Origin of the sequence: Mycolicibacterium iranicum (assembly GCF_002101705.1) — a bacterium.
GTDB lineage: Bacteria > Actinomycetota > Actinomycetes > Mycobacteriales > Mycobacteriaceae > Mycobacterium > Mycobacterium iranicum.
The window spans coordinates 479,165-501,292 of record NZ_LQPC01000047.1 but is presented as its reverse complement, the minus strand read 5'-3'; the positions used below and the strand labels follow the sequence as shown (position 1 = coordinate 501,292).

The window sequence follows — 22,128 nt, the reverse complement described above, 5'->3', positions numbered from 1 at the left end:
TCAGCCGGGCAGCGCGTTGGACTCGATCAGTGTGACGAAATCTGCGCGGGCGAAGGTGGGGTCGAAGTGCGCGATCACATCGTCGTTCATCGTGCCGAACGTGGTGTCGGGCCTGCACTTCATCCCGTCATAGAACGCCCGAAGGATTGAACTTTTGAAGTTCACCCGGGGATGGGCGGCGATGACTTCCTGGATCTCTGCCGACGTCAGCGCGTCGAGGTTGAGGCCGAGCACGTCGGTCTCAACACCGGCAGTTACCAGTGCGATCTCGGGCTCGAGACGTTCGGTGATGCCGGGCGTGGTGTGCAGCGCAATCCCCAGCCACACGTTCCGGGCCTCCTCTTCGCGGACGCCGTGGCTGCGCAGGAAAGCGCGAGCAGCATCGGCGCCATCGAGTTCGAAGCGTTGGTCGCTGCTGCCGTGCTCAGCGGTGAGCCCGAGGTCGTGGAACATGGCGCCGATGTAGAGCAGCTCGGCATCGGGCACCAGCCCACGGCGCGCGCCCTGCAGCGCGCCCCACAGATACACCCGCCGCGAGTGGTGGTAGAGCAGTTCATCGGTGACGGTCCTCACCATCTCGGTGGCTTCCCGGACCAGGTGGGTGTCGGGGATGACGACCCCGGCAATCGTTTCGGCCATCATGGGCTCTCTCTCGTGTTGGAGTGACCGTGGATCACCTCCATGATCGGGAGCCGCGGCTCCCCATCGCGCCCGTGCCGACCCCCGGTCCTGGCCCGGGGAACACCCGGGCAGGACTGGACTCAGCCGCGGGCGAGCAGCGCGTCCAGCTTCTCGTAGCCCTGCGTCATTCCGCCCTCCATCCCCGAGGCCAGCAGCGCGTCGCGCGCCTCGATGTTGGGGCAGATGGACCGGCCGCGCAGCCTCGACCTGCCACCACCGAGGTCCTCGAACCACAGGAACTCGATGTTCACCATGTCGGGCGCACCCTCGAATTCGAAAGTCTGCGCGATGAATTCGCCTGCCCGCACGGTATGGAAGGTGCCGTTGAAGTGGAAGGTGCCGTGCTCGTTGCTGTGTGAGTAGCGGTACCCGCCGTGGTCGGTGAAGTTCCACTCGCTGATGTCCATCTCGAGTCCGTGCGGGCCCAGCCACTCCTTGACCAGTTCGGGTTCGGCGTGGGCGCGATACAAGGCGTCCACGGGCGCATCGAACTCGCGGGTGAACTCCATGGCCAGGGTGTCGACCGGGGCCGTGAGGTCGAGAGCTTTCGTCATGTCGGTTTCTCCTCATCTGTCATCGTGGCCAGCAGGGAGTCCAGCCGGCGGTAATTGCGTTCGGCGGTGAGTCGGTACCGGTCTATCCATGCGGTCAGGGACTCCAGCGCGGCGGCGTCCAGGTGCACCGGCCTGCGCTGCGCATCCCGGGTCCTGGTGACCAGGCCCGCCTGCTCGAGGACCTGAATGTGTTTGGACACCGCCTGTTTCGTGATTCCGAACGGAGCAGCCAGCTCGTTGACGGTCGCCGGACCCCGCGACAGGCGTGCCACCATCGCACGCCGCACCGGGTCCGCCAGCGCCATGAAAGCCCGATCCAGCTGGGCCGCCTCGTCCCCGCTACTCGCCAATAATCAACCTTTAGCTTGATCAATGAATTGGTTGATTACAACGGTAAGGGGGCTGCGCGCGGGTGTCAAGAGGTGCCAAGTCTCAGCGCTTGCGGCGGATGATCGCGCGCAGCTTTTCCAACCTCGTCGAAATGTCGCGTTCGGCGCCGTACCCGGTCGGCTGGTAGTAGTCGACGCCCACCAGTTCTTCGGGCGGATACTGTTGCGCCGCAACGCCGCCCGGCTCGTCATGGGCATACTTGTAGCCGACGGCGTTGCCCATCTTCTGCGCGCCCGAGTAGTGCCCGTCGCGCAGGTGAGCCGGCACCAGACCCGCCTTCCCCGCCCGGATGTCGGCCATCGCCGCGCCGAGCGCGTTGGTCACCGCATTGGATTTGGGCGCCGTCGCGAGGTGGACCGTCGCGTGCGCCAGCGTCAGCTGCGCTTCGGGCATACCGATGAGTTGCACCGTCTGCGCGGCCGCAACAGCGGTCGGGAGCGCGGTCGGATCGGCCATGCCGATGTCCTCGCTGGCCAGGATCATCAGTCGGCGCGCCACGAACCGCGGGTCCTCCCCCGCCACCAGCATCCGCGCCAGATAGTGCAGCGCGGCGTCGACGTCGGAGCCGCGGACGGACTTGATGAACGCGCTGATGACGTCGTAGTGCTGATCGCCGTCGCGGTCGTAGCGCACCGCGGCCCTGTCCAGCGACTGCTCGATGACCTCGACGGTCACCTCCTCGCCCGACGCTGTGACTGTTTCGGAGGCCACCTCAAGTGCCGTCAGCGCCCGGCGGGCATCGCCGGCAGACAGCTGCACCAGCAACGCGACCGCCTCGTCGTTCACGCTGACCTTGCCGGCCAGTCCGCGTGAGTCGGAGATGGCGCGGCGGAGCACCGTCTCGATATCCGCCGGGGTGAGCGGCTGCAATTGCAGGATCAGCGAGCGGCTCAGCAGCGGTGCGACGACGGAGAACGACGGATTCTCGGTGGTGGCGGCGACCAGCAGCACGACACGGTTCTCCACAGCCGCCAGCAGCGCATCCTGCTGCGTCTTGGAGAACCGGTGCACCTCATCGATGAACAGCACGGTCTGCTCGCCGCGCACCGCCGCCTGCCGTGCCACATCGATCACGGCGCGCACCTCTTTGACGCCGGCGGCCAGCGCCGACAGCGCCTCGAACCGGCGACCGGTGGCCTGCGAGATCATCGACGCGAGCGTCGTCTTGCCCGTACCGGGCGGCCCGTACAGGATCACCGACGCCGCACCGGAGCCCTCGATCAGTCGGCGCAGCGGTGAGTTCGGCTTGAGCAGATGTCCCTGCCCGACCACCTCGTCGAGGGACGCCGGACGCATCCGCACCGCCAGCGGCGACGACGCGCCCGGCGGCGGGACGCCGCTGGCCGCGGGGACCTCGCCCGGGACCTCGAACAGACTGTCGGACACGCTCCCTGCTTACACGGGAGCAGTGACGAAGTCGATCAGCTCCTCGACCCGGCCGATCAGCTCGGGCTCCAGGTCGGTCCAGTCCCGGACCCGCCCCCGGATCTTCTGCCACGCGGCCGCGATGTCGGCCTGGTCCCGGTGACGCCATCCCAGGGCTTCACACACGCCGTGCTTCCAATCCTGGCCTTTCGGAACGACGGGCCAGTGCGCGACGCCGATGCGCGCGGGTTTGACCGCCTCCCAAATATCGATGAACGGATGCCCGACGACGAGCGTGTGCTCCCCTCCCGGGCCGCGCCGCACCTGCTCGGCGATGCGTGCCTCCTTGGAGCCGGCCACCAGATGGTCGACGAGCACGCCGAGCCGGCGACCGGGTCCCGGCTGGAAGTCCGCGACGATGGCGGCCAGGTCGTCGACGCCACCCAGGTATTCGACGACGACACCCTCCACGCGCAGATCCTCGCCCCAGACCTGCTCGACGAGCTCGGCGTCGTGGCGCCCTTCGACGTAGATACGGCTCGCCAGAGCGACTTTCGCACGCGACCCCTTGACGGCAAGCGAACCCGATGCGGTGCGTGTCGGCCCCGCAGGCGCCGCCCTCTTGGGCGGAGTCAAGATGACGGGCTTGCCGTCGATCAGGTAACCGGGCCCGACGGGGAACGGTTTGGTGCGACCGTTGCGATCCTCGAGTTCCATGCGGCCGTACTCGACCCGGACGATCGCCCCCACGAATCCGGTCTGGGCGTCCTCGACGACCATGCCGATCTCGATGGCCCGCTCGGTCGAGCGCGGCTTGCGCGACTGGTGCGGATTGCTGGCAAGAATGTCGGTTCCATAGCGATCAGCCACCGGGTGATCCTAGGGAAAGCGGCCGCGTTCTCCGCTTAACATCAGCCGTGTGTTGCTGAATCGTGCCACGGCGCAGGGCATCGCCGACGGCAGCATCACCGTCGTGCTGCGCCGGTGGGACTCGCCTCGGGCGAGGGTGGGCGGCACCCAGCGCACCCAGGTGGGCACCATCCACATCGACGACGTCGTCGAGAAGCCGGGCCGCTACCGGGTGAGCGCGGCCGAGGCGCGAGCGGCCGGGTACCCCGACGCCAAGACCGCTCAGGCCGACCTGGACCGCAGGCCCGCTGCGCACACCTATGTGATCACGGTGTCGTTCGTGGCTCCCGACGAGCGGCCGGATCTGGCTGCCGACGACACGCTGACCGCCGACGACGTCGCGGCCATCGCCGGCCGGTTGGACCGGTGGGACGCGGCGGCCGAAACGACGTGGACGCGCGACTACCTGAGGACCATCGGCGAGAACGAGGCGGTGCGGGCCCCGGACCTGGCCGCGGGCTTCGGCATGGATGTGCCGCGGTTCAAGCGCCGGGTGCGTCAGCTCAAAGGTCTCGGCCTGACGATCAGCCTCGACGTCGGCTACCGGTTGTCGCCGCGGGGTCGGGCGTTTCTCCGGATGGAGTGAAGCGGACCCGGCCCTGGCCGTCGTACGCCATGATCGACCGGTGGCAGATCTGTCGACCTACGGGCCATGGGCTGTGATCGCGGGAGGCTCGGAAGGCGTGGGCGCGGAATTCGCGGCGTTGCTGGCCGCCGCCGGGGTGAACCTGGTGCTCATCGCGCGCAAGCCAGGGCCGCTAGAGCATACGGCGGCCCGTTGCCGTCAGTCGGGTGTCGAAACCCGAACGCTGGCAATCGATCTCGTCGACGAGGTCGAGGAGGTGATTGCTGCGACATCCGATCTGGAGGTGGGCCTGCTGATCTACAACGCAGGCGCCAACACCTGCAGCGAAGAATTCCTCGACGGCGCGCTTCCCGACTTCGGCCGGGTGGTCGACCTCAACATCACTGCGCTGATGACGTTGGTGGCGCACTTCGGCCGCCCCATGCGGGAACGCCGCCGCGGCGGCATCCTGATGGTCGGCTCGATGGCGGGCTACCTTGGCTCGACGCGTCACACTGTCTACGGCGGCGTGAAGGCGTTCGGCCGGATCTTCGCCGAGGGTCTCTGGCTTGAGTTGCGGGAGTTCGACGTTCACGTGCTCGAGCTGGTGCTCGGGGTTACCCGCACGCCGGCCATGGAAAGGGTCGGGCTGAACTTCGACGTGCCGGGGCTGCGGGTCGCCGAACCCGCCGCCGTCGCCGCGGAGGGCCTCGACCGTCTGCCGTTCGGTCCCGTGCACATCGCGGGCGGCAACGAGGCCGACGTCGCCCGGCGCAACCACCCCGACAGAGCCAAGGTGGTCCTCGGCGCACACCGGTTCATGCAGCAACTGATGGGTGGACAGTGATGAGCGACGAACGACTCGCCGCCTTGGAACGCCGACTGCGCCGCATCGAGGACGAGCGCGAGATCGAGCGGATGATCGCGCGCTACGGCCCGCTGGTCGACGCCGGTGACGCCGAGGCGGTCGGCGACCTGTGGGCCCAAGACGGCACGTACGAGGTCGAGGGCTGGTCGATGCGCAGCCGCGACGACGTCGCCGCGATGGTCCGTTCGCCGCAGCACCAGGGCCTGATCGAGGGCGGTTGCTGCCACTTCCTCGGCCCGGCGGTCGTGACCGTCGACGGTGACGTTGCGGTGGCGGTGTGCGAGTCGGCGCTGCTGGTACATCGGCAGGGCCGCTTCGCGGTGGGACGGGCCGGTGCGAACCTCTTCCGCTTGCGCCGAATCGACGGCCGCTGGCAGATCACCAGCCGAACCACTGCGGCACTGGACGGCAAACCCGCTGCCCGCCAACTGCTTTCGGATGGAGCAACACAATGAGAGGCGCGCTGGACGGCCGGGTCGCCCTCGTGACGGGTGCCGGCGCGGGTATCGGCGAGGGCATCGCCAGACGGTTCGCCGACGAGGGCGCCCGGGTGGTCGTCGCCGAGTGTGACGAGGCTGCGGGACGGGCGGTGGCCGAGGGCATCGGAGGCCTTTTCGTCGGCACCGACGTCTCCGACCGCGGACAAGTCGAGCGTGCTGTCGAGGCCGCGGCCTCGGAATACGGATCGCTCGACATTCTGGTCAACAACGCCTGGGGCGGCGGTGCCATCGGCCGCGTGGAGCACAAGACCGACCGCCAGCTCGCCGACGGCATCGCGGTCGGCTATTACGGGCCGTTCTGGGCGATGCGCGCCGCCTACCCCTACATGAAGGCCGCCGGTTGGGGCCGAGTCGTCAACCTGTGCAGCCTCAACGGCGTCAACGCGCACGTCGGCTCGCTGGAGTACAACGCCGCCAAGGAAGCTCTGCGCGCGCTGACCCGCACGGCGGCGCGGGAGTGGGCGCCGACCGGGGTCACGGTCAACGCGCTGTGTCCCGCAGCCAAGAGCCAGGCGTTCCTGCGCGCGGTGGGCGGACACCCCGAACTCGCGGCGCTCGCGGATGCGGCGAACCCGATGGGCCGCATGGGTGACCCCTACGACGACATCGCGCCGGTGGCGGTCTTTCTCGCCTCCGAGGGGTCGCGGTATCTGACCGGCAACACGCTCTTCGTCGACGGCGGTGCGCACATCAACGGGGTGGCCTGGGCCCCGGATCTCGACGCGTGACCGGTTAGGGTCTTCTGCCCCTGTCGGTCGACAGAACGGGTCACTAGCGTCGCCAACCATGACCGACCTCACCGTGCGATGGCTCGACGAGGCCGGCGCGGCCGACGCTGCCCACACCGGCGGCAAGGGTGCGAACCTCGCCGTGCTGACGCAAGCCGGCTTGCCCGTTCCCGCCGGCTTCGTGGTGACCACCAGGGCCTACCGCGATTTCATCTCAGACCACGGACTCGACGCGTTCATCGATCACGAACTGACCGGCCTCGGCGACGATCCCGACGCCGTCCACGCAGCGTCCACGCGCCTGCGTAGCGCACTCGAGGCGGCGTCGATGTCGGCCGAGTTGTGTGAACAGGTCAGCGCTGCCTACGGCAGGCTCGGGGCGACGTCGCTGGCCGTTCGGTCATCGGCCACCGCCGAGGACCTTCCGGACGCCAGCTTCGCCGGGCAGCAGGACACCTTCCTGACGATCACCGGCGTGGATTCCCTCTGCGATGCGATCCGGCGGTGCTGGTCGTCGTTGTGGACTGCCCGCGCAATCGCCTATCGCCGAGACAGAGACATTGCGCATCAGAATGTTTCGATCGCAGTAGTGGTCCAGAAGATGGTGCCCGCCGAGGTGGCGGGTGTCATGTTCACCGCCGATCCGCTGTCGGGCCGACGCGACCGTGTCGTGATCGAGGCTGCGCCCGAGTTGGGTGACGCCGTCGTCGGCGGCGAGGTGACACCCGAACAGTGGATCCTCGACGCCGTGACACGACAGCCGCTGCGCGCGCCGCAGCGGCGGCTGCTCACACCGCGGCAACTTGCCCAACTCCTCGACCTCGGCGCACGCGCCGCAGCGTCTTTCGGCATGCCGCAAGACATCGAGTGGGCCGTGGACACCGACGGTCACCTGTGGTTGCTGCAGTCCAGGCCGATCACCTCGCTGTTTCCGATCCCGGCCACGTCAGAACCCGGCCTGCGGGTGTACGTCCCGGTCATGCTCGTCGCCCAGGGGCTGGCAGAACCCATGACGCCCAGCGGGAACGCGTTCTTCCGCACAATGGTCACCGGCTGGATCCGGTATTGGATGTCCGGGCGCCGACCACGACCCGGCGATGACACCCCGAGCTGGATGCCGATTGTTGCGGACCGCCTGTTCCTGGACGTCACGCCCCTCGTGGCGCGGCCGCGGCTCGCCGCGCGCGTGGTGGCCAACTTCGAAATGAAGGACCCGGCTGGTAGCAACGCGTTGCGAACGTGGTTGGCCGACAACGGTAAACGCCTGTCGGCACCGCAGTCCGTGAAGTTTCCGCGGGGGCTTGCCGTGCTGGTGCCGTCGCTGCTGGCCGGGACCATCGGCGCCGTCACGGCACCGGACCACGCGCGCCGGCGGCTGATCGCTCGCGCGGTTAGCGATCTCGCGGACCTCGAACGTCGAGCCGTGCTGCTGTCGTCCCCGGAAGAGCAGCTACGTTTCGTCGAGCAAGAACTGCCCGTGGCGACCTGTGACATGGTGGTGCGCCAGCTCACCCCCGCGTACGGCGAGTGGTTACTGAGGGTGGTCATCGAACGGCTCACGCGGCGGTGGCTCGGCTCATCGGAGGCATTCGCCCCCGTGCTTCGGTGGCTTCCGCACGATCCGACGATCGCCATGGGCGCCGCACTCGCCCAGCTGGCCCGCGAACACGCGGCGGCCGGACGTGAGCCGAGCGCCAACAGCCCGGGCGTCGTTGAGGTTCTTGCCAAGTTCGGCCATCGTGCACCGGATCGCGAGGTCGACCTCGGACTGCCCCGGCTGTCCGACGATCCCACGTACGTCGTCGAGCTCATCAAGGGGTATCGGGACTCCGGAGCCCTGGACGCATTCGAGGAGGGAGCCGACGAAGCGCGGGCTGCTGCGGAGAATCTCATCGCTGCCGTCCGCCGAAGCCAGGGACCTCTGCGAGCGGGTCTTCTGCGAAAGATGTTGGCCCACCATCTAGACCTCGGCGGATTGCGAGAACGGCCCAAGTTCGACATGGTCCGGGCGATCGCCCTCGGCAGACGCACACTGCAGCGCTGCGGCGCGGCGCTCGTTGCCCGCGGGTTGCTCGACGAGGGCGACGACATCTTCTTCGTCGAAGGTGTCGACGTGCGCGCCGCGCTGGGCGGCCAAGGCGTCGACCTGCGTGCACTCGCGCAGCGCAACCGTGAGGTGTTTCAGCGAGAGATGCAGCGCCGCTTGATTCCCCGTGTCCTCACCAGTGACGGCGAGGTCGCCTACGGAGCCGCGACGGAGACCACCGCGGCGGCCCAGGTGCTCGTCGGATCTCCCCTCTCCCCCGGGGTGTACGAGGGAACGGTCCGCGTGCTGCATTCGCCCGTCGGCGCGAATCTCCAACCCGGCGAGGTGATCGTGGCGGCGAGCACAGACCCGGGCTGGACACCCTTGTTCTTGTTGGCGGGCGCGCTGGTCATGGAGGTGGGCGGCGTGATGTCACACGGCGCGTTGGTTGCCCGCGAATATGGAATACCCGCAGTCGCGGGCATCGAGAACGCCACGACGCGCTTTCGCGCTGGGCAGCGCATCCGTGTCGACGGAACGAGCGGGTCGGTCACCCTCGTCGATCCTGTTGCCGTGCCGGTGGATTCCGCACCCGGCGCAACCCCTAATCCAGCTGCTGGCCCTGGTCGTCCGCCGGCGCCCCGACCTCAGCCAGCTTCGCCGGGTTCGACGTGACCTCATCGATCACGGTGTGGATGAAGCGCATCTTCTCCAGCACAGGCGGCGGGAGGACGAACGGGTAGATGTCGTCCTTGCCCATCGATCGATTAACCTGGTTGAGCGCCCAGGACAACGGCAGCCACAGGTCGATCAGCGTGTCGAAACTACTGGGGCCCAACACTCTTCGGTCATAGGTCGCGGTTGCCGGCGCGAAGCTGAACGCGGCTGCGGTGTCGAGCGTGTCCCGGATATGCAGGTAGTGGGCGAAGGTCTCCGCCCAGTCCTCGGCAGGGTGCATGGTCGCATACGAGGACACATAGTTGTCCTCCCACCCCGCCGGGGCCCCCTCGCTGTAATGCCGGTCCAGCGCCGCCTGGTAGTCGGCCTCGGGATCGCCGAACAGTTCGTGATAGCGGTCCAGGTAGGCCTGCGAGGTGCCAATCAGCCGGTACTGGTAGTAGTGACCGATCTCATGACGGAAGTGTCCGAGCAACGTCCGATACGGTTCATCCATCGAGATGCGCAGTTGCTCACGATGCACGTCGTCGCCCTCGGCGAGATCCAGTGTGATCACCCCGTTCTCGTGGCCGGTGAACACCTTCTCGAACTGACTCGACAGCAGGTCGAAAGCAAGCCCGAACTGGGGATCGAGGTCTCGACCGATGATCGGCAGCTTGAGTTCGTGGAGTTCGGCGATGAGCCGCCGCTTGGCCCTCTCGGCGGTCGCGAACGCCGCAAGTGCAACGGTGTCGGCGTCGTTGGGCCGCGTCCGAGTCAACGCGCACGACACGCACAGCTTGGCGATCGGCCCCTTCTCCACCAGCCAATTGCATTCCGCGAGATGAAGATTCGCGCACAGCTGGTAGTGCCGCTCGCTGACCGCTCCGGCATGCTCGCTCTCGTCTGGCGGAGCGATCACCAGCAGCGCCATGTCGTCGAGGGAGAAACCCAGGGCGCTCCTGCAGTTCAGGCACACAGAGTTCTCGAAGGACAATCGTTGACCGCAGTTGGGGCAGGTGAAGTCACGCACCGAAAACACCTCCGTAGTAGGGCGCGACGTCGACCGACACGTCGATCACGCTGCTTTCCGAATCGGTATAGATGATCCCCCGCAGCGGCGGGACGTCGGCGTAGTCGCGACCGAAACCCACCGTGACATATCGTTCGTCGACCATCTGATTGTTGGTCGGGTCCAGACCGAGCCATTGATTCTGAGGTGTCCACACCGACGCCCAAGCGTGCGTCGCGTCAACTCCCACCATGCGTTCCTTCCCAGGCGGAGGGTCGGTCGCCAGATAACCCGAGACGTAGCTGGCTGCCAGACCATTGGCACGCAGGCAGGCGATCGCGAGCCGCGCGAAGTCCTGACATACCCCCTCACGCGCCGCCAAAACCTCACTCACCTGCGTGGACACCGTCGTCGACCCCGACTTGTAGGTGAAGTCGCCGAAAATACGCGCGGTCAGGTCCCGCAGTACCTCGATCAGCGGCCTGCCTGCGACGAAGCTGGGCGCGGCATAAGCCCGCAGCTCCTCGGTAATTTCCGGCGGCTGAAGGTCGAGTGTGAATTCGGTCGCCAGCGCCCCATCGGCGCCCACCGGGCGCGCGATCTCCCACGGTGCCCGCGCCGACGGCCCCTGATACAGGTCCGCGGGAGGCGGGTCGACCTCGACCACCGATCGGCTGGTGATCGTCAGCTCGCGGTGGCGTTCGGTGACGTGGAAGTAGGAGCTGATGTTGCCCCACCCGTCGCGACTGGTAGAGCTGTCGGCGGGCCCAGGCTCGATGACGAGCTCGTGGAACAGACAACGCTGGCGCGCCGAGTCCCTCGGCGTCAGGAACCCGCGCCCGTACGAACTGGTGACCACATCCGAGTACCGATAGGCGGTGCGGTGGGTGACCTCGTAGCAGCGGGAGGAGCCGGACGCAGTCGGCCCGTCGGCGAACGCGGTCACGGCACTACCCGCCGTTCGTCGGGCCCCCACAGCGGCTGCATGTCACCTGGCAGCGACAGGTGGATCGCCGTGATGACCGACGACAACTCGCGCAGGTCGCGGTGCATTCCTCGCAACAAGCCCTCCAGCTCTTCGCGATTGCCCTCCGCCGTCGCTGCTTCGAGCTCGTCGGGTTCGATGCGGCGCAACCGCGTGGCGATCTCGTCGACCATCCGCTCCGGACGGGACGACCCGGATGATCCGGGCAGCGACCTCAGGTGCACGCGCAGCCGCTCCAGCTGATAGACCAGCGAGCGGGGGTTCGCCGCGTCGAAAAGCACCAGCTCGGCCACGCCGGCCACGCTGATCTCGCCGGGATTCCGTCGGCGGTAGATGACCAGCGACTCACACGCCACGAGCGTCGACTCCGTGATGGTCTGCTCGGCACCGGGCGCTCGAACCGTGGTCAGGGTGGCCCGCAGCAGCGCGGTCAGCGCCTGGGCGCGCTCGATGCGTTTGCCGATATCGAGCATGGTCCAGCCGACGTCGTGAACCATCGACTCCGCGACCACGCCCGACAGCGCGAGCATGCCCGCCAGCACCTGCGTGCTTGTCGACGCGAGGAACGCATCACCTTCGGCTCGCGAATCGGGCGGCGTCTCAGGGCCGTACAGCAGCGCGCGTTCCAGCGCGGACAACACCATCCACGTGTCGTTCGACATCTGGTCGCGTACCGCACGGGCCGCCAGGCCCAGGCGCTCCACCGACTGGGCCAGCGACCCGGGCCGGTGCCGGTCGGCGGTGAGTGACCACAGGGTGGTGGGGGCGGTGGCCACCATCTCGGCGTAGTCCGCTCCGGCGCCGGTGTCCGTGCCGGTGATCTCGCCGAGCGCGGTGAGCAGCACGGGCACACATTCACTGCCCGCCATCGTGCGGCGGTAGCGGAATTCGTGATAGCGCTCGCGGGTCACGGTCAGCAGCCGTGACATGTGTTCTGCGCGTTCGGCGTAACGCCCGATCCAGAACAGGTCGGAGAGCACGCGTGGCGAGCTGACCTCCTGCGTCGGGCTCGACCTCGCCAGCGCGGGAAGCCGCCCGGTATCGGATACGGTGACATCCAGCGCACCGGCGGCCGGGATCTTCTCAGCGGTGACACGGGTGGGCGTGCGCACCCAGATATCTTTGGCAGCAACAGTTTTGAGTTGATATGCCTTGCTGCCCGGCGCCATCAGATAGCCGAGTCCGCCGATCATCGGCGCATACCCGCTGCGCTGCGACACCGAGAACAGTCTCATGCCGACGTTCGGCGACGACAACCCACCGGGTAGGAAATCCGATGGCGCCGAGGAGAACTGCGGCAACTCCTGCCCCACCCACTGCCATGGCGTGGCCGAGATCCGGGCCGCCAAAGACTGGCGCTGCACGGCGGACAGCTCGGGCCCGACGATCGGATCCCCTCCGGTCACCGGCTTGATGAGCAATTCCGCCAGGTGGGCCAGCAGGTGCGACCGTTCGACGTCGATGCCTGCCCAATACAGCGGTGAGGTTTGCAGCAACGGCGTCTCACCGAGCAGCTTCTCGGCGAGCTCGGGCAGAAAGCGAAGCAGCCCAGCACTTTCCAGCACACCGCTGCCGAGCGTGTTGACCACCGTCACTGCACCCCGACGGAGCACCTCGACCAGCCCGACCACGCCGAGCCGGGAATCCGGTCGCAGGTCCAGCGGGTCGGCATACTCGGCATCGACACGGCGCAACACGACATCCACCCGCTTGAGGGTGCCCATCGAGCGCATCCACAACTTGCCGTCACGCACGACCAGATCGGCACTCTCGACAAGCGGAAGACCCAAAAGGCTGGCCAGATAGGCCTGGTCGAACGCCGTCTCCGAGTGGATGCCAGGGCTGAGGACCACGACAACGGGTTCCTCAGCGGACTCCGGTGCGGCATCGACGAGGGCCAGCCGCAGCGCTTGGGCCCACGGCGATGCGGGCCGAGGCCCGATCTGCTCGTAGAGGTCCGGGATCGCATGGGCCACCACGCGCCGGTCGGCGAGCGCGTAACCGGCCCCGGACGGCGCCTGCGTCCAGTCGGCGTTGACGAGAAACTCTCCGGATCGTGCCCGGCTGATGTCGCAGCCGTGCAGGAACAACTGGTGGCGGCCGGGAACCTCGATGCCGCGTGCGGCCCTGACATACCCCGGATGGGCGAACACCAGTTGAGGCGGCAGCACCCCGCGGGTGATCGAGCGCCGGTCCCCATAGAGGTCGGTCAGGACAGCGTCGAGCAGTCGGGAGCGCTGCACGAGACCGGCTTCCAGCCGATCCCAGTCCGGCGCCGCGATGATCAACGGAAGAGCATCGAGCTGCCAGGGGCCCGGGACAGCGGTGCCGTCGGTGTCGGTGATCGCCTCACCGTGTCTGTCGACCTGGACGTAGGTGATGCCGTCGTTGTCGACCAGGCCGCGGACCGCCGCACGCAGCCGGGCAAGCCCGTCGCGACCCCGCTCCCGCACACAGTCGGCAAGCTCCTGCCATGCCGGCCGGACCTCCCCCTGTGCATCGACGAATTCGTCATAGCCGGTCGACGGACCGCTCGCCAGGGGCTGGACGTCGAACAGCGCCTGCTGCGCCCGCATGGCGCCGTAACGCTCCAGTGGGTCGAGGTCGGTCGCTCCGAAACCTGTACCAGGCATCGGAGGCATTGCGGGGACGGCCATTACTGCAGAACGGTACGCACTCGCCGCAGATCCAAGATGCCCGGCGCGCCCACATCGGTTGATTGGCGCGCCTGCTTCTCCCGCAGGTCCGCCAAGTCGACTTTGCCCGGTGTGAAACCGCTTGCTTCGAAGCGTCGGCCGCGGCGTGACTCGGCTTCGACGGCGTTCACCGGCGGCGCATCATAGGCACGACCCCCCGGGTGGGAGACATGGTAGGTGCAGCCTCCGCGCGACACCCCGCTGGCGGCGTCGACGAGTTCGAATCGCAGCGGACCGTCGACGGTGATGCTCGGGTGCAGCGCACTGGGCGGCTGCCACGCCCGATACCGCACGCCGCCGACCTGGACATCGTGATTGTCGGTGGCCAGCATGGGGATTGGGTGTCCGTTGACGGTGACGATATAGCGGGCCCTGTCGGCGCCGATCAGCCGGACCTGCAGACGTTCCACCGACGAGTCGACGTAGCGGGCGGTACCGCCCGCGGTGGCCTCCTCCCCCAGCACGTTCCACGGTTCGATCGCCTCGCGCAGTTCGATCTCCACGCCACCGAACACCGCGGTCCCGATCCGCGGGAAGCGAAATTCGGTGAAGGGGTCGAGCCAGCTGGTGTCGAATTCGATCCCGTGCGCCCGCAGATCCGCGGCCACTTCGGCAATGTCATGAATGATGAAGTGCGGCAACAGATACCGGCCATGTAGGTTGGCGCCGTGGCGGATCAGCGGGGCCCGCAACGGCTCGTCCCAGAACCAGGCCACCAGCGAGCGGACGAGCAGCGACTGCACCATCGCCATCTGGTAATGCGGAGGCATCTCGAACCCACGCAGTTCCAGCAGCCCGAGCCGGCCCCGCGCGCTGTCGGGGCTGTAGAGCTTGTCGATGCAGAACTCGGCGCGGTGGGTGTTGCCGGTGATGTCGGTGAGAAGATGACGAAGAGCCCTGTCGGTGTGCCAGGCTTTCGGCCCCTCCGGCGACGTCGCAAGCCGCGCGATCTCGGCGAATGCGATCTCGAGCTCGTAGAGAGACTCGGCCCTCCCCTCGTCGACGCGTGGCGCCTGCGACGTCGTGCCGATGAAGCGTCCCGAGAACAGATAGGACAGTGCCGGGTGGCGTTGCCAGTACGTCAGCATCGACACCAGCAGATCGGGCCGCCGCAGCAGCGGAGAGTCGGCAGGGGTGATGCCACCGAGGGTGATGTGGTTGCCGCCGCCGGTGCCGCCGTGGGATCCGTCGACGTCGAACGTCTCGGTGGACAGTCGAGCCAGTCGGGCTTGCGCGTACAGCGTCTCCAGTTGCGCGCGCTGCTCGGCGAAGCTCTTCGTGGGTGCCACGTTGACCTCGATGACGCCCGGGTCCGGCGTGATCGTCATCGTCTGCAGGCGCGGATCGCTGGGCGGTCCGTATCCCTCGATCACCACAGGGCAGTCGATCGCGGCGGCGGCCGCCTCGACGCGTTCGACCAGATCGACGAAATGCTCCAATTCGTGTGTCGGCGGCAGGAACACGTAGAGCAGGCCGTCCCGGATCTCGGCGACCAGTGCGGTCGTCGGCACCCATTCCTGGTCCTCCTCCGCCACGACGGGCGCAGGAGGCGCGGCCTTCGCACCGCCCCCTGGTCGCAGTGCGGGTCGGCGCTGGATCGGGTCGGCCTCGAACGACGGCCGGGGCGGCCGCCAGCTGATCGAGTCCAGCGGAAGTCGCAGTCCTGCCGGTGAATCGCCGTCGAGCAGCACGATGCGTCCTCGGCGGAACGTCCAGTCGGCGCTTGCCCAGCTGTCCTCATCGTCCGAGCGGTGCAGCGGCAGCACGAAGGCGGTGGGTTCGCCGACGGATGATTCGAGCCGCGCCAACAGTGCCGCCCGCCCGTCCGCGGTGTCGTCAGCCAGATCGTCGCCCGCGGCGACGGGCTGGCCTTTGGGCTGCCGCACCGCGGCGGCCAGTCGCGCCAGCGGATCCTCGTAGGCCGGGCGCACCTGGCTGTCCGGCAAGCCGAGGCGCTCGGCGATGACGGCGAGGAGTTGCCCTGAGGCATCCGATGGAATCTCGGGGTGGTCGCCCCCCTCCTTCCAGGGATCAGCCAGCAGCGCTTCGTCGGCCCACAGCGGTTCCCCGTCAGCACGCCAGAACAGTCCGATCTGCCAGCGCGGCAACGGTTCTCCCGGATACCACTTGCCCTGGCTGCGCTGCACCAGCCCCTGCGGCGCCCAAACCTTCTTCAGCAGCGCCGCGAGCACCGAGGCCCGCTCGCGCTTGTGCGGCCCGTCGGCGGCCGTGGTCCACTCGGGGTCGACCTGGTTGTCGATCGAGACGAAGGTGGGTTCCCCGCCGACGGTCAGCCGCACATCACCCGCGGCCAGCCTGTCGTCCACGCGCCTGCCGAGCGCGTTGATCGCCGCCCACGTTTCCTCGGTGTAGGGCAGCGTCACCCTCGGGTCTTCGTGGATGCGTGTGACGACGTTGCTGAACTCCAGCGTCGTCTCGGACGGTTCGGTGGCGCCGGTGATCGGCGCTGCCGACTCCGGGTGCGGCGTTGCCGACAGCGGGATGTGGCCTTCCCCGGCGAACAGTCCGGAGGTGGGATCCAGGCCGATCCAGCCGGCGCCGGGGATATAGACCTCGGTCCAGGCGTGCAGATCGGTGAAGTCGGCGGCAGGCCCCGACGGCCCGTCGAGCGCCTCGACATCGGACGTCAGCTGCACGAGGTAGCCGGAGACGAACCGGGCGGCCAGGCCCATCTGCCTGAGCAGGGACACCAGCAGCCACGCCGAGTCCCTGCACGATCCGATCCCGGTGCGCAAGGTGAATTCCGGCGTCTGCACACCGGGTTCCATCCGCAGGGAATAGCCGACGTCGGCGTTGACGGCACGATTGAGCGCGACGAGAAAGTCGATGGTGCGGGTGCCTTCGGCGATCACGAAGTTCTTCACCCACGCATCGACGAGATCGCTGGGCCCGGACCCCTCGCCGGTGTCGTCGACCGGCCGCAGGTAGGGCTTGAGGTCTTCGAGAAGGTTCTTCGGGTATTCGAACGGGAACGTCTCGGCGTAATCCTCGATGAAGAAGTCGAACGGGTTGATGACCTTCATGTCGGCGATCAGGCCGACAGTGATCGTGAGGCTGCGGGTTCGCGACGGGAACACCAACCTGGCCAGGAAGTTTCCGAAGGCGTCCTGCTGCCAGTTGATGAAGTGATCCGCCGGTTCGACCTGAAGCGAGTAGGCCTCGATGGGTGTGCGGGAATGCGGCGCCGGACGCAGCCGCACCACGTGCGGATGGACCTCCACGAGGCGGTCGAACGTGTAGCTGGTGCGGTGCTCCAGCGCCACCTTGATACCCATAGCGCTAGATCCCACCACACCCCACAGTGCAGCGCAGATCGCGTCAGGTCTGCGCTATGCGCGGAATGAGGTTGCCGCGGGGCCGCAGGAGCAGCACGAGCACTCCGGCCACCACGATGCCGACGAGGTTCACGACGAGCTGGGTGGCCGACCGCGCTGCCATACCCCAGTCGCCGAGGATGGCGGCGACCGCGGCGAAGCCCGCCGCGGGCACGGTGGTCACCGAGATGAAAACGCCGACGAGCGCGGCCGATTTCGACGACACCAGCGAGAGCATCCCCGCGGCACCCGCCAGCAGCGCGACGACGAAAGAGATGGGCCCCACCTGGAAGATGAAATCGACCTCGTGGATGTTGCGGACGGTGTCGAGGCTCAGCCAGCCCACCGCCTCCCCCGCGAGTGTCAGCAGAGCCGTGATGCCGACCGCGACCGGGAACCCGACGAGCAGCGCGAACGCCGCCCGCCGTGCGAGGTCGGCGCGGCGCTGCACGAGCGCGACCGAGATCGCGGCAAGCGGGCCGAATTCGGGCCCCAAGACCATCGCCCCCACCACCGTGACGGTGGAATCGGTGAGGGCGCCGATGGCTGCGAGCAGGCAGGCCAGGGTCAGGAACATCGTGAACGTCACCGACAGTGTGGATTCTTCGCGGGTCCGGCTGATCAGCTCGTCCCACACCACCGCATCGGCGGGATCGCCCTCGGCGTCGTCCTCGGCCCGGTGCGCCCTGGTGGAAAGTACGGTGTCGAGCCTGGTCATCGTGATGGCCCCACGATGCTGGACATCGAGCGCCTTGAGTTTCCTGATCACGTCGTTGGCGCATTCCCTGGCGATGTCGGCGGTGATCTCGTCGCCGGGCGGGTCCACGGCAGCGCCGGGAAGCACCAGGATGTGCGCGACACCGACCTGAGCCCGCAACACGGCGAGCACGTCCTCGCGCATGTCCCCCGGCACGATCACCCTCAGATGCAGCACCGCCGCACGGTAACCGCCTCGCGCATCGGAAAAGAACGGATGCCGCCGAAATGTGGGCACTACACATCAACATGTTATAGATTCACACAATCGGACAAGATACTGTGAATTTTGAACAGACGAGGTAGTGGTGGCTTAGGTGGCCGTAGACGTACGAACCCGTCGGGACCGGATCGAAGAACGAGTCCGGGCTGCCCGCGAGATCAATTTCGCCGACCTTGCGGCGGAGTTCGACGTGTCCGAGATGACGATCCGTCGCGACATCGAGGCCCTCGAAGCCCTCGGTGTCGTGCGCCGCGTGGTCGGGGGCGCGATCGCAGTGCCGGGTAAGGACACCGAACCGTCCTTCGCCACGCGGATGGCCGACGCGGCGCAGGAGAAGATCCACATCGCCGACGTGGTCGCGGATCTGATCAGCCGCAACGAAACGCTGATCCTCGATTCCGGAAGCACCGCCCTCGCGGTCGCCAACTCACTCAAGGGACGCGGTCTCGGCCTGACGGTCGTCACCCCCAGCGTGCTCGCAGCGCTCGCCCTGGTCGACGAACCCGAGACCAGTGTCGTTCTCACCGGCGGCGAGTTGCGGTCGGGCGAACTGAGCCTGATCGGCCCCACCGCCGAAGACACGCTGGCCAACTACAACTGCGACACCTATGTGATGGGCGTGGCCGGCATCGACGCCGACCGCGGGATCTCCGACTACCACCAGGCCGAGAGCCGGGTGAAGCGAGCAGCAAGCCGACGCGCGGACCGCGTCATCGTCGCCGCCGACAAGAGTAAGCTCGGGCGCGTCACCTTCGTGAGCATCGCCGCGCTGTCGCAGATCCATACGATCGTCAGCGACGGCCCTCCCGACCACCCCGCGCTGGTGGCTGCCCGCGGCCTGGGCGTCGAGGTCATCTGCGTTGAGGGACAGCGCGATTCGATCGACGAGACCGCGGTGGGAGCGGGATGAGCCGCTACACCATCGGGGTCGACATCGGTACCACCGGAACCAAGACGGTGCTCCTCGACACCACCGCGGCGGGCCGCGCATCAGGCACCGCGGCGGGCCGCGCATCAGGCACCGCGGCGGGCCGCGCATCAGGCACCGCGGCGGGCCGCGCATCAAACACCGCGGGGATCGTGGCCAGCGCATCCCGGGAGACCGCGCTGCACTCTCCCGGTCCCGGCTTCGCCGAAGCAGACACCGCGCAGTGGTCCCGCAACGTCATCGAGTCGATCCGGGAGGTGTTGACGACCAGCGGCGTCTCGCCGCAGGCCGTGGGCGCCATCGCCACGTCGGGTATGGTGCCCGCGGTCATCCCGGTCGACGATGCGGGAAATGCGTTGCGGCACGCGATCCTTCAGAACGACGCGCGGGCGCACCGCGAGGTCGCCGACCTCCACGACACCCTCTCGGGAACAGATCTGGTGTCGCTCACCGGGTCGGCGTTGACACAGCAGTCCGTCGCACCGACCACGGTGTGGCTGCGCGCACACGAACCCGACGTCTACGCCCGCACAGCGCACTGGGTCGGTTCCTACGACTGGGTGCTCTCAGCGCTGGGCGCGCCGGTGCACACCGAACAGAACTGGGCGCTGGAATCGGGATTGTTCAGCATCGACGGTGATACTGCAGACGCCGTGCTCAAGGCCGCCGGCCTCGATCCGCGTACGCTGGCTGCGGTGCATCGCCCCGGCACGCGCGTCGGGGGGCTCAGCACGGCGGCCGCCGACGCCACCGGCCTGCGGGCCGGCACGGCGCTCGTGGTGGGCGGCGCCGATCACGTCTTGTCGGCGTATGCCGCAGGCGTGAACAGTCCCGGCGATGCTCTCGTCAAACTCGGTGGCGCAGGCGACATCCTGGTCGCCAGCGACACGCCGGTGGTCGACGCCCGGCTGTATCTGGACGCGCATCCGGTTCCCGGGCACTGGCTGCCCAACGGCTGCATGGCGACCAGCGGGAGCCTGATCCGGTGGTTCCAGGCGCTCGTCGGCGGAGCCCCGCTGACCGAACTCGACGACGAGGCCGCGCCACGGTCTCCCGCGGAGATACTGTGCCTGCCCTACTTCCTCGGCGAGAAGAGCCCGCTGCACGATCCCGATCTGCGTGGCGTGTTCGCCGGCATGCACCTCGGGCACACCAGGGCCGACATGTACCGCTCGGTGCTCGAGGCGATAGCGTTCGGATTTCGCCATCACGTCGACGTGTTCGGCCAGATCGGTATCCCGCTCTCCCGGGTGATGATCACCAACGGCGGATCCAAATCCACATTGTGGAAGCAGATCCACGCCGACGTGCTCGGCTATGAGATGCATCCGGTCAGCGGCCACCCCGGCGCCTCGCTGGGCGCCGCGGTCGTCGCGGCCATCGGCATCGGCGCACTCGACGACTGGTCGGACGCCGCTGGCTTCATCACGTTGGAGAAGCCGTACGTTCCTGACCCCGTCCGCAGCGACATCTACGACCTCGCCTATGCGACGTGGCGCGAACTCAGCGCTGCCATGACCCCGATCTCGCACGCCATTGCCCGCACCACCCGATGAAAGGAACACCGCACCAATGAGATTCGCCCAAAAGCCCACTTCAGGGCGGCGCGGACGTGTCCGCTCCGCTCTCGTGGCCACTGTTGCCGTCCCCGCTCTGCTGTTGTCCGCGTGTGCGGGCTCCGGTGGCCCCGAGCAGGCCGAGTCCACCGGCACCGGCGAGGTGTCCGCCGACGTCTCGGGCACGGTGCGGATCCTGATGGAGAACGTGCCGGACACCGACATCGTCACATCGATGGTGGGCGACTTCAACAAGGAGTACCCCGGCGTCGAGATCAACATCGAATCGCTGACCTACGACCAGATGCGCGACAAACTGGTCTCGTCGTTCCAGTCATCCTCTCCCACTTACGATCTGATTGTCGTTGACAACCCGTGGATGGTCGACTTCGCCAACGCGAAGTTCCTGCAACCGCTCGACGCCCGCATCGACAGCACCCCGGACTACGACGCGGCGGACTTCTTCAAACCCCTGACCGACATCACCACTGTCGACGGCGCCCGCTACGCGGTCCCGTTCTACAACTACGCGCTCGGATACCTGTACAACACCGACGATCTGGCCGCCGCCAATCAGCAGGTGCCCACCAACCTCGACGAGTTGGTGGCCACCAGCAAGGCGCTCAAGACCGGTGACCGGGCCGGTATCGCGATGCAGCCGCAACGCGGTTACAAGATCTTCGAAGAATGGGGCAACTGGCTGTTCGCCGCGGGCGGCTCGATCTACGACTCCGAGGGCAAGATCACGCTCAACACCCCCGAGGCCAAGAGGGCACTCGAGGCCTACATCGACACCTACAACACCGCCGCACCCGCCAACAGCCTGAACTGGAGCATGGACGAGGCGCAGCGGTCGGTGTCGGCCAATCAGGCGGCGTCGATGATCAACTACAACTGGCAGCTGCCCGCCCTCAACGAGCCCGGCTCGGGCCCCGCGGCAGGCAAGATCAAGCTCGCGCCCATCCCCGGCGGCAAGCAGGTGCTGGGGTCGTGGAGCTGGGCGATCCCGGCGAACTCGGCCACTCCGGACGCCGCGTGGGCATTCGTCTCGTGGATCACCGCCAAGCCCAATGACGTTGCGCGCACGGAAAAAGGCGGCGCCGCGATACGTCAGAGCACGCTGCAGGACCCGGCAGTGCTGCAGGGCCGGTTCGGCGAGGAGTACTACAAGACCGTCGAGCAACTGTTGGCCAACTCGTCTCCGCTGAGCCAGGGGCCCAGCGGCGAGGAGATGATCCAGGCCGTCGGCACCGAGCTCAACGAGGCGGTCGCCGGCACCAAGAGCGTCGACGACGCCCTGGCGGCAGCCCAAGCCGAGGCCGAAAGAATCCAGGGCTGACCCACCCCCGATCCGGAAACCGACCACCCCACGAAAGGAGCGAGACCACCGTGAA

Annotated in this window: 18 protein-coding genes; 8 read left to right on the top strand and 10 right to left on the bottom strand. The window is 67.7% G+C overall.

Annotated elements, in window-relative coordinates; all coding sequences use genetic code 11:
* The 5 genes from AWC12_RS23625 to AWC12_RS23605 all read right to left on the bottom strand — a co-directional run bounded on the left by AWC12_RS23625 (position 1) and on the right by AWC12_RS23605 (position 3,860).
* Complete coding sequence (locus AWC12_RS23625) at positions 1-639, bottom strand: HD domain-containing protein (protein WP_085177450.1); 639 nt, start codon at positions 637-639, stop codon at positions 1-3.
* 122 nt (positions 640-761) lie between these two features.
* Positions 762-1,235 (bottom strand): SRPBCC domain-containing protein, encoded by a 474-nt coding sequence (locus AWC12_RS23620; protein WP_085177250.1) that lies wholly within the window; start codon positions 1,233-1,235, stop codon positions 762-764.
* The gene (locus AWC12_RS23615) at positions 1,232-1,540 is read right to left on the bottom strand and encodes an ArsR/SmtB family transcription factor (protein ID WP_051226528.1); all 309 of its coding nucleotides are present in this window, start codon (positions 1,538-1,540) and stop codon (positions 1,232-1,234) included. Before AWC12_RS23615 ends, AWC12_RS23620 begins: the two co-directional genes overlap by 4 nt.
* A gap of 127 nt (positions 1,541-1,667) precedes the next feature.
* Positions 1,668-3,011: a replication-associated recombination protein A gene (locus AWC12_RS23610; RefSeq protein ID WP_085177248.1), complete on the bottom strand. Its 1,344-nt coding sequence runs from the start codon at positions 3,009-3,011 to the stop codon at positions 1,668-1,670.
* Positions 3,012-3,020: 9 nt separating this feature from the next.
* Complete coding sequence (locus AWC12_RS23605) at positions 3,021-3,860, bottom strand: DUF3097 domain-containing protein (RefSeq protein ID WP_024445072.1); 840 nt, start codon at positions 3,858-3,860, stop codon at positions 3,021-3,023.
* Positions 3,861-3,909: 49 nt separating this feature from the next.
* Between AWC12_RS23605 and AWC12_RS23600 the strand changes: the two genes are divergently transcribed.
* From AWC12_RS23600 to AWC12_RS23580, 5 genes are read left to right on the top strand one after another with little or no spacing between them, the layout of a single operon-like run.
* Positions 3,910-4,485, top strand: coding sequence for a hypothetical protein (locus AWC12_RS23600; protein ID WP_024445073.1), 576 nt, complete (start codon positions 3,910-3,912; stop codon positions 4,483-4,485).
* 40 nt (positions 4,486-4,525) lie between these two features.
* Complete coding sequence (locus AWC12_RS23595) at positions 4,526-5,311, top strand: SDR family NAD(P)-dependent oxidoreductase (RefSeq protein ID WP_024445074.1); 786 nt, start codon at positions 4,526-4,528, stop codon at positions 5,309-5,311.
* Positions 5,311-5,787, top strand: a complete 477-nt coding sequence (locus tag AWC12_RS23590; protein ID WP_024445075.1) for a nuclear transport factor 2 family protein — start codon at positions 5,311-5,313, stop codon at positions 5,785-5,787. Before AWC12_RS23595 ends, AWC12_RS23590 begins: the two co-directional genes overlap by 1 nt.
* Positions 5,784-6,560 (top strand): SDR family NAD(P)-dependent oxidoreductase, encoded by a 777-nt coding sequence (locus tag AWC12_RS23585; RefSeq protein ID WP_085177246.1) that lies wholly within the window; start codon positions 5,784-5,786, stop codon positions 6,558-6,560. Before AWC12_RS23590 ends, AWC12_RS23585 begins: the two co-directional genes overlap by 4 nt.
* A gap of 58 nt (positions 6,561-6,618) precedes the next feature.
* Positions 6,619-9,261 carry a PEP/pyruvate-binding domain-containing protein gene (locus AWC12_RS23580; protein ID WP_085177244.1) on the top strand — a complete coding sequence of 881 codons (2,643 nt, stop codon included), beginning with the start codon at positions 6,619-6,621 and terminating at the stop codon, positions 9,259-9,261.
* On the opposite strand, the gene AWC12_RS23575 is transcribed toward AWC12_RS23580, so the two are convergent.
* From AWC12_RS23575 to AWC12_RS23555, 5 genes are read right to left on the bottom strand one after another with little or no spacing between them, the layout of a single operon-like run.
* Positions 9,191-10,276 (bottom strand): zinc-binding metallopeptidase family protein, encoded by a 1,086-nt coding sequence (locus tag AWC12_RS23575; RefSeq protein WP_085177448.1) that lies wholly within the window; start codon positions 10,274-10,276, stop codon positions 9,191-9,193. The two genes, AWC12_RS23580 and AWC12_RS23575, sit on opposite strands and share 71 nt — an antisense overlap.
* A complete protein-coding gene (locus tag AWC12_RS23570) occupies positions 10,269-11,201 on the bottom strand; it encodes a transglutaminase family protein (RefSeq protein WP_085177242.1) in 933 nt (310 codons plus the stop codon). The genes AWC12_RS23575 and AWC12_RS23570 overlap by 8 nt, the downstream gene beginning before the upstream one ends.
* Positions 11,198-13,897: a circularly permuted type 2 ATP-grasp protein gene (locus tag AWC12_RS23565; protein ID WP_085177240.1), complete on the bottom strand. Its 2,700-nt coding sequence runs from the start codon at positions 13,895-13,897 to the stop codon at positions 11,198-11,200. The genes AWC12_RS23570 and AWC12_RS23565 overlap by 4 nt, the downstream gene beginning before the upstream one ends.
* Positions 13,897-17,232 carry a transglutaminase family protein gene (locus AWC12_RS23560; RefSeq protein WP_085177238.1) on the bottom strand — a complete coding sequence of 1,112 codons (3,336 nt, stop codon included), beginning with the start codon at positions 17,230-17,232 and terminating at the stop codon, positions 13,897-13,899. Before AWC12_RS23560 ends, AWC12_RS23565 begins: the two co-directional genes overlap by 1 nt.
* A 43-nt stretch (positions 17,233-17,275) precedes the next feature.
* Entirely contained in the window at positions 17,276-18,205 is a 930-nt protein-coding gene (locus tag AWC12_RS23555; protein ID WP_085177446.1) for a DUF389 domain-containing protein, read from the bottom strand.
* A 139-nt stretch (positions 18,206-18,344) separates the two neighbouring features.
* On the opposite strand from AWC12_RS23555, the gene AWC12_RS23550 reads away from it, so the two are divergent.
* Genes AWC12_RS23550 through AWC12_RS23540 form a run of 3 tightly spaced genes read left to right on the top strand, consistent with a single transcriptional unit; the run spans position 18,345 to position 22,073 of the window.
* Positions 18,345-19,160, top strand: a complete 816-nt coding sequence (locus AWC12_RS23550) for a DeoR/GlpR family DNA-binding transcription regulator (RefSeq protein WP_085177236.1) — start codon at positions 18,345-18,347, stop codon at positions 19,158-19,160.
* Entirely contained in the window at positions 19,157-20,734 is a 1,578-nt protein-coding gene (locus AWC12_RS23545; RefSeq protein ID WP_085177234.1) for an FGGY-family carbohydrate kinase, read from the top strand. Before AWC12_RS23550 ends, AWC12_RS23545 begins: the two co-directional genes overlap by 4 nt.
* Before the next feature lie 16 nt (positions 20,735-20,750).
* Positions 20,751-22,073: an ABC transporter substrate-binding protein gene (locus AWC12_RS23540; protein ID WP_085177232.1), complete on the top strand. Its 1,323-nt coding sequence runs from the start codon at positions 20,751-20,753 to the stop codon at positions 22,071-22,073.
* The last annotated feature ends 55 nt before the right edge of the window (positions 22,074-22,128 follow it).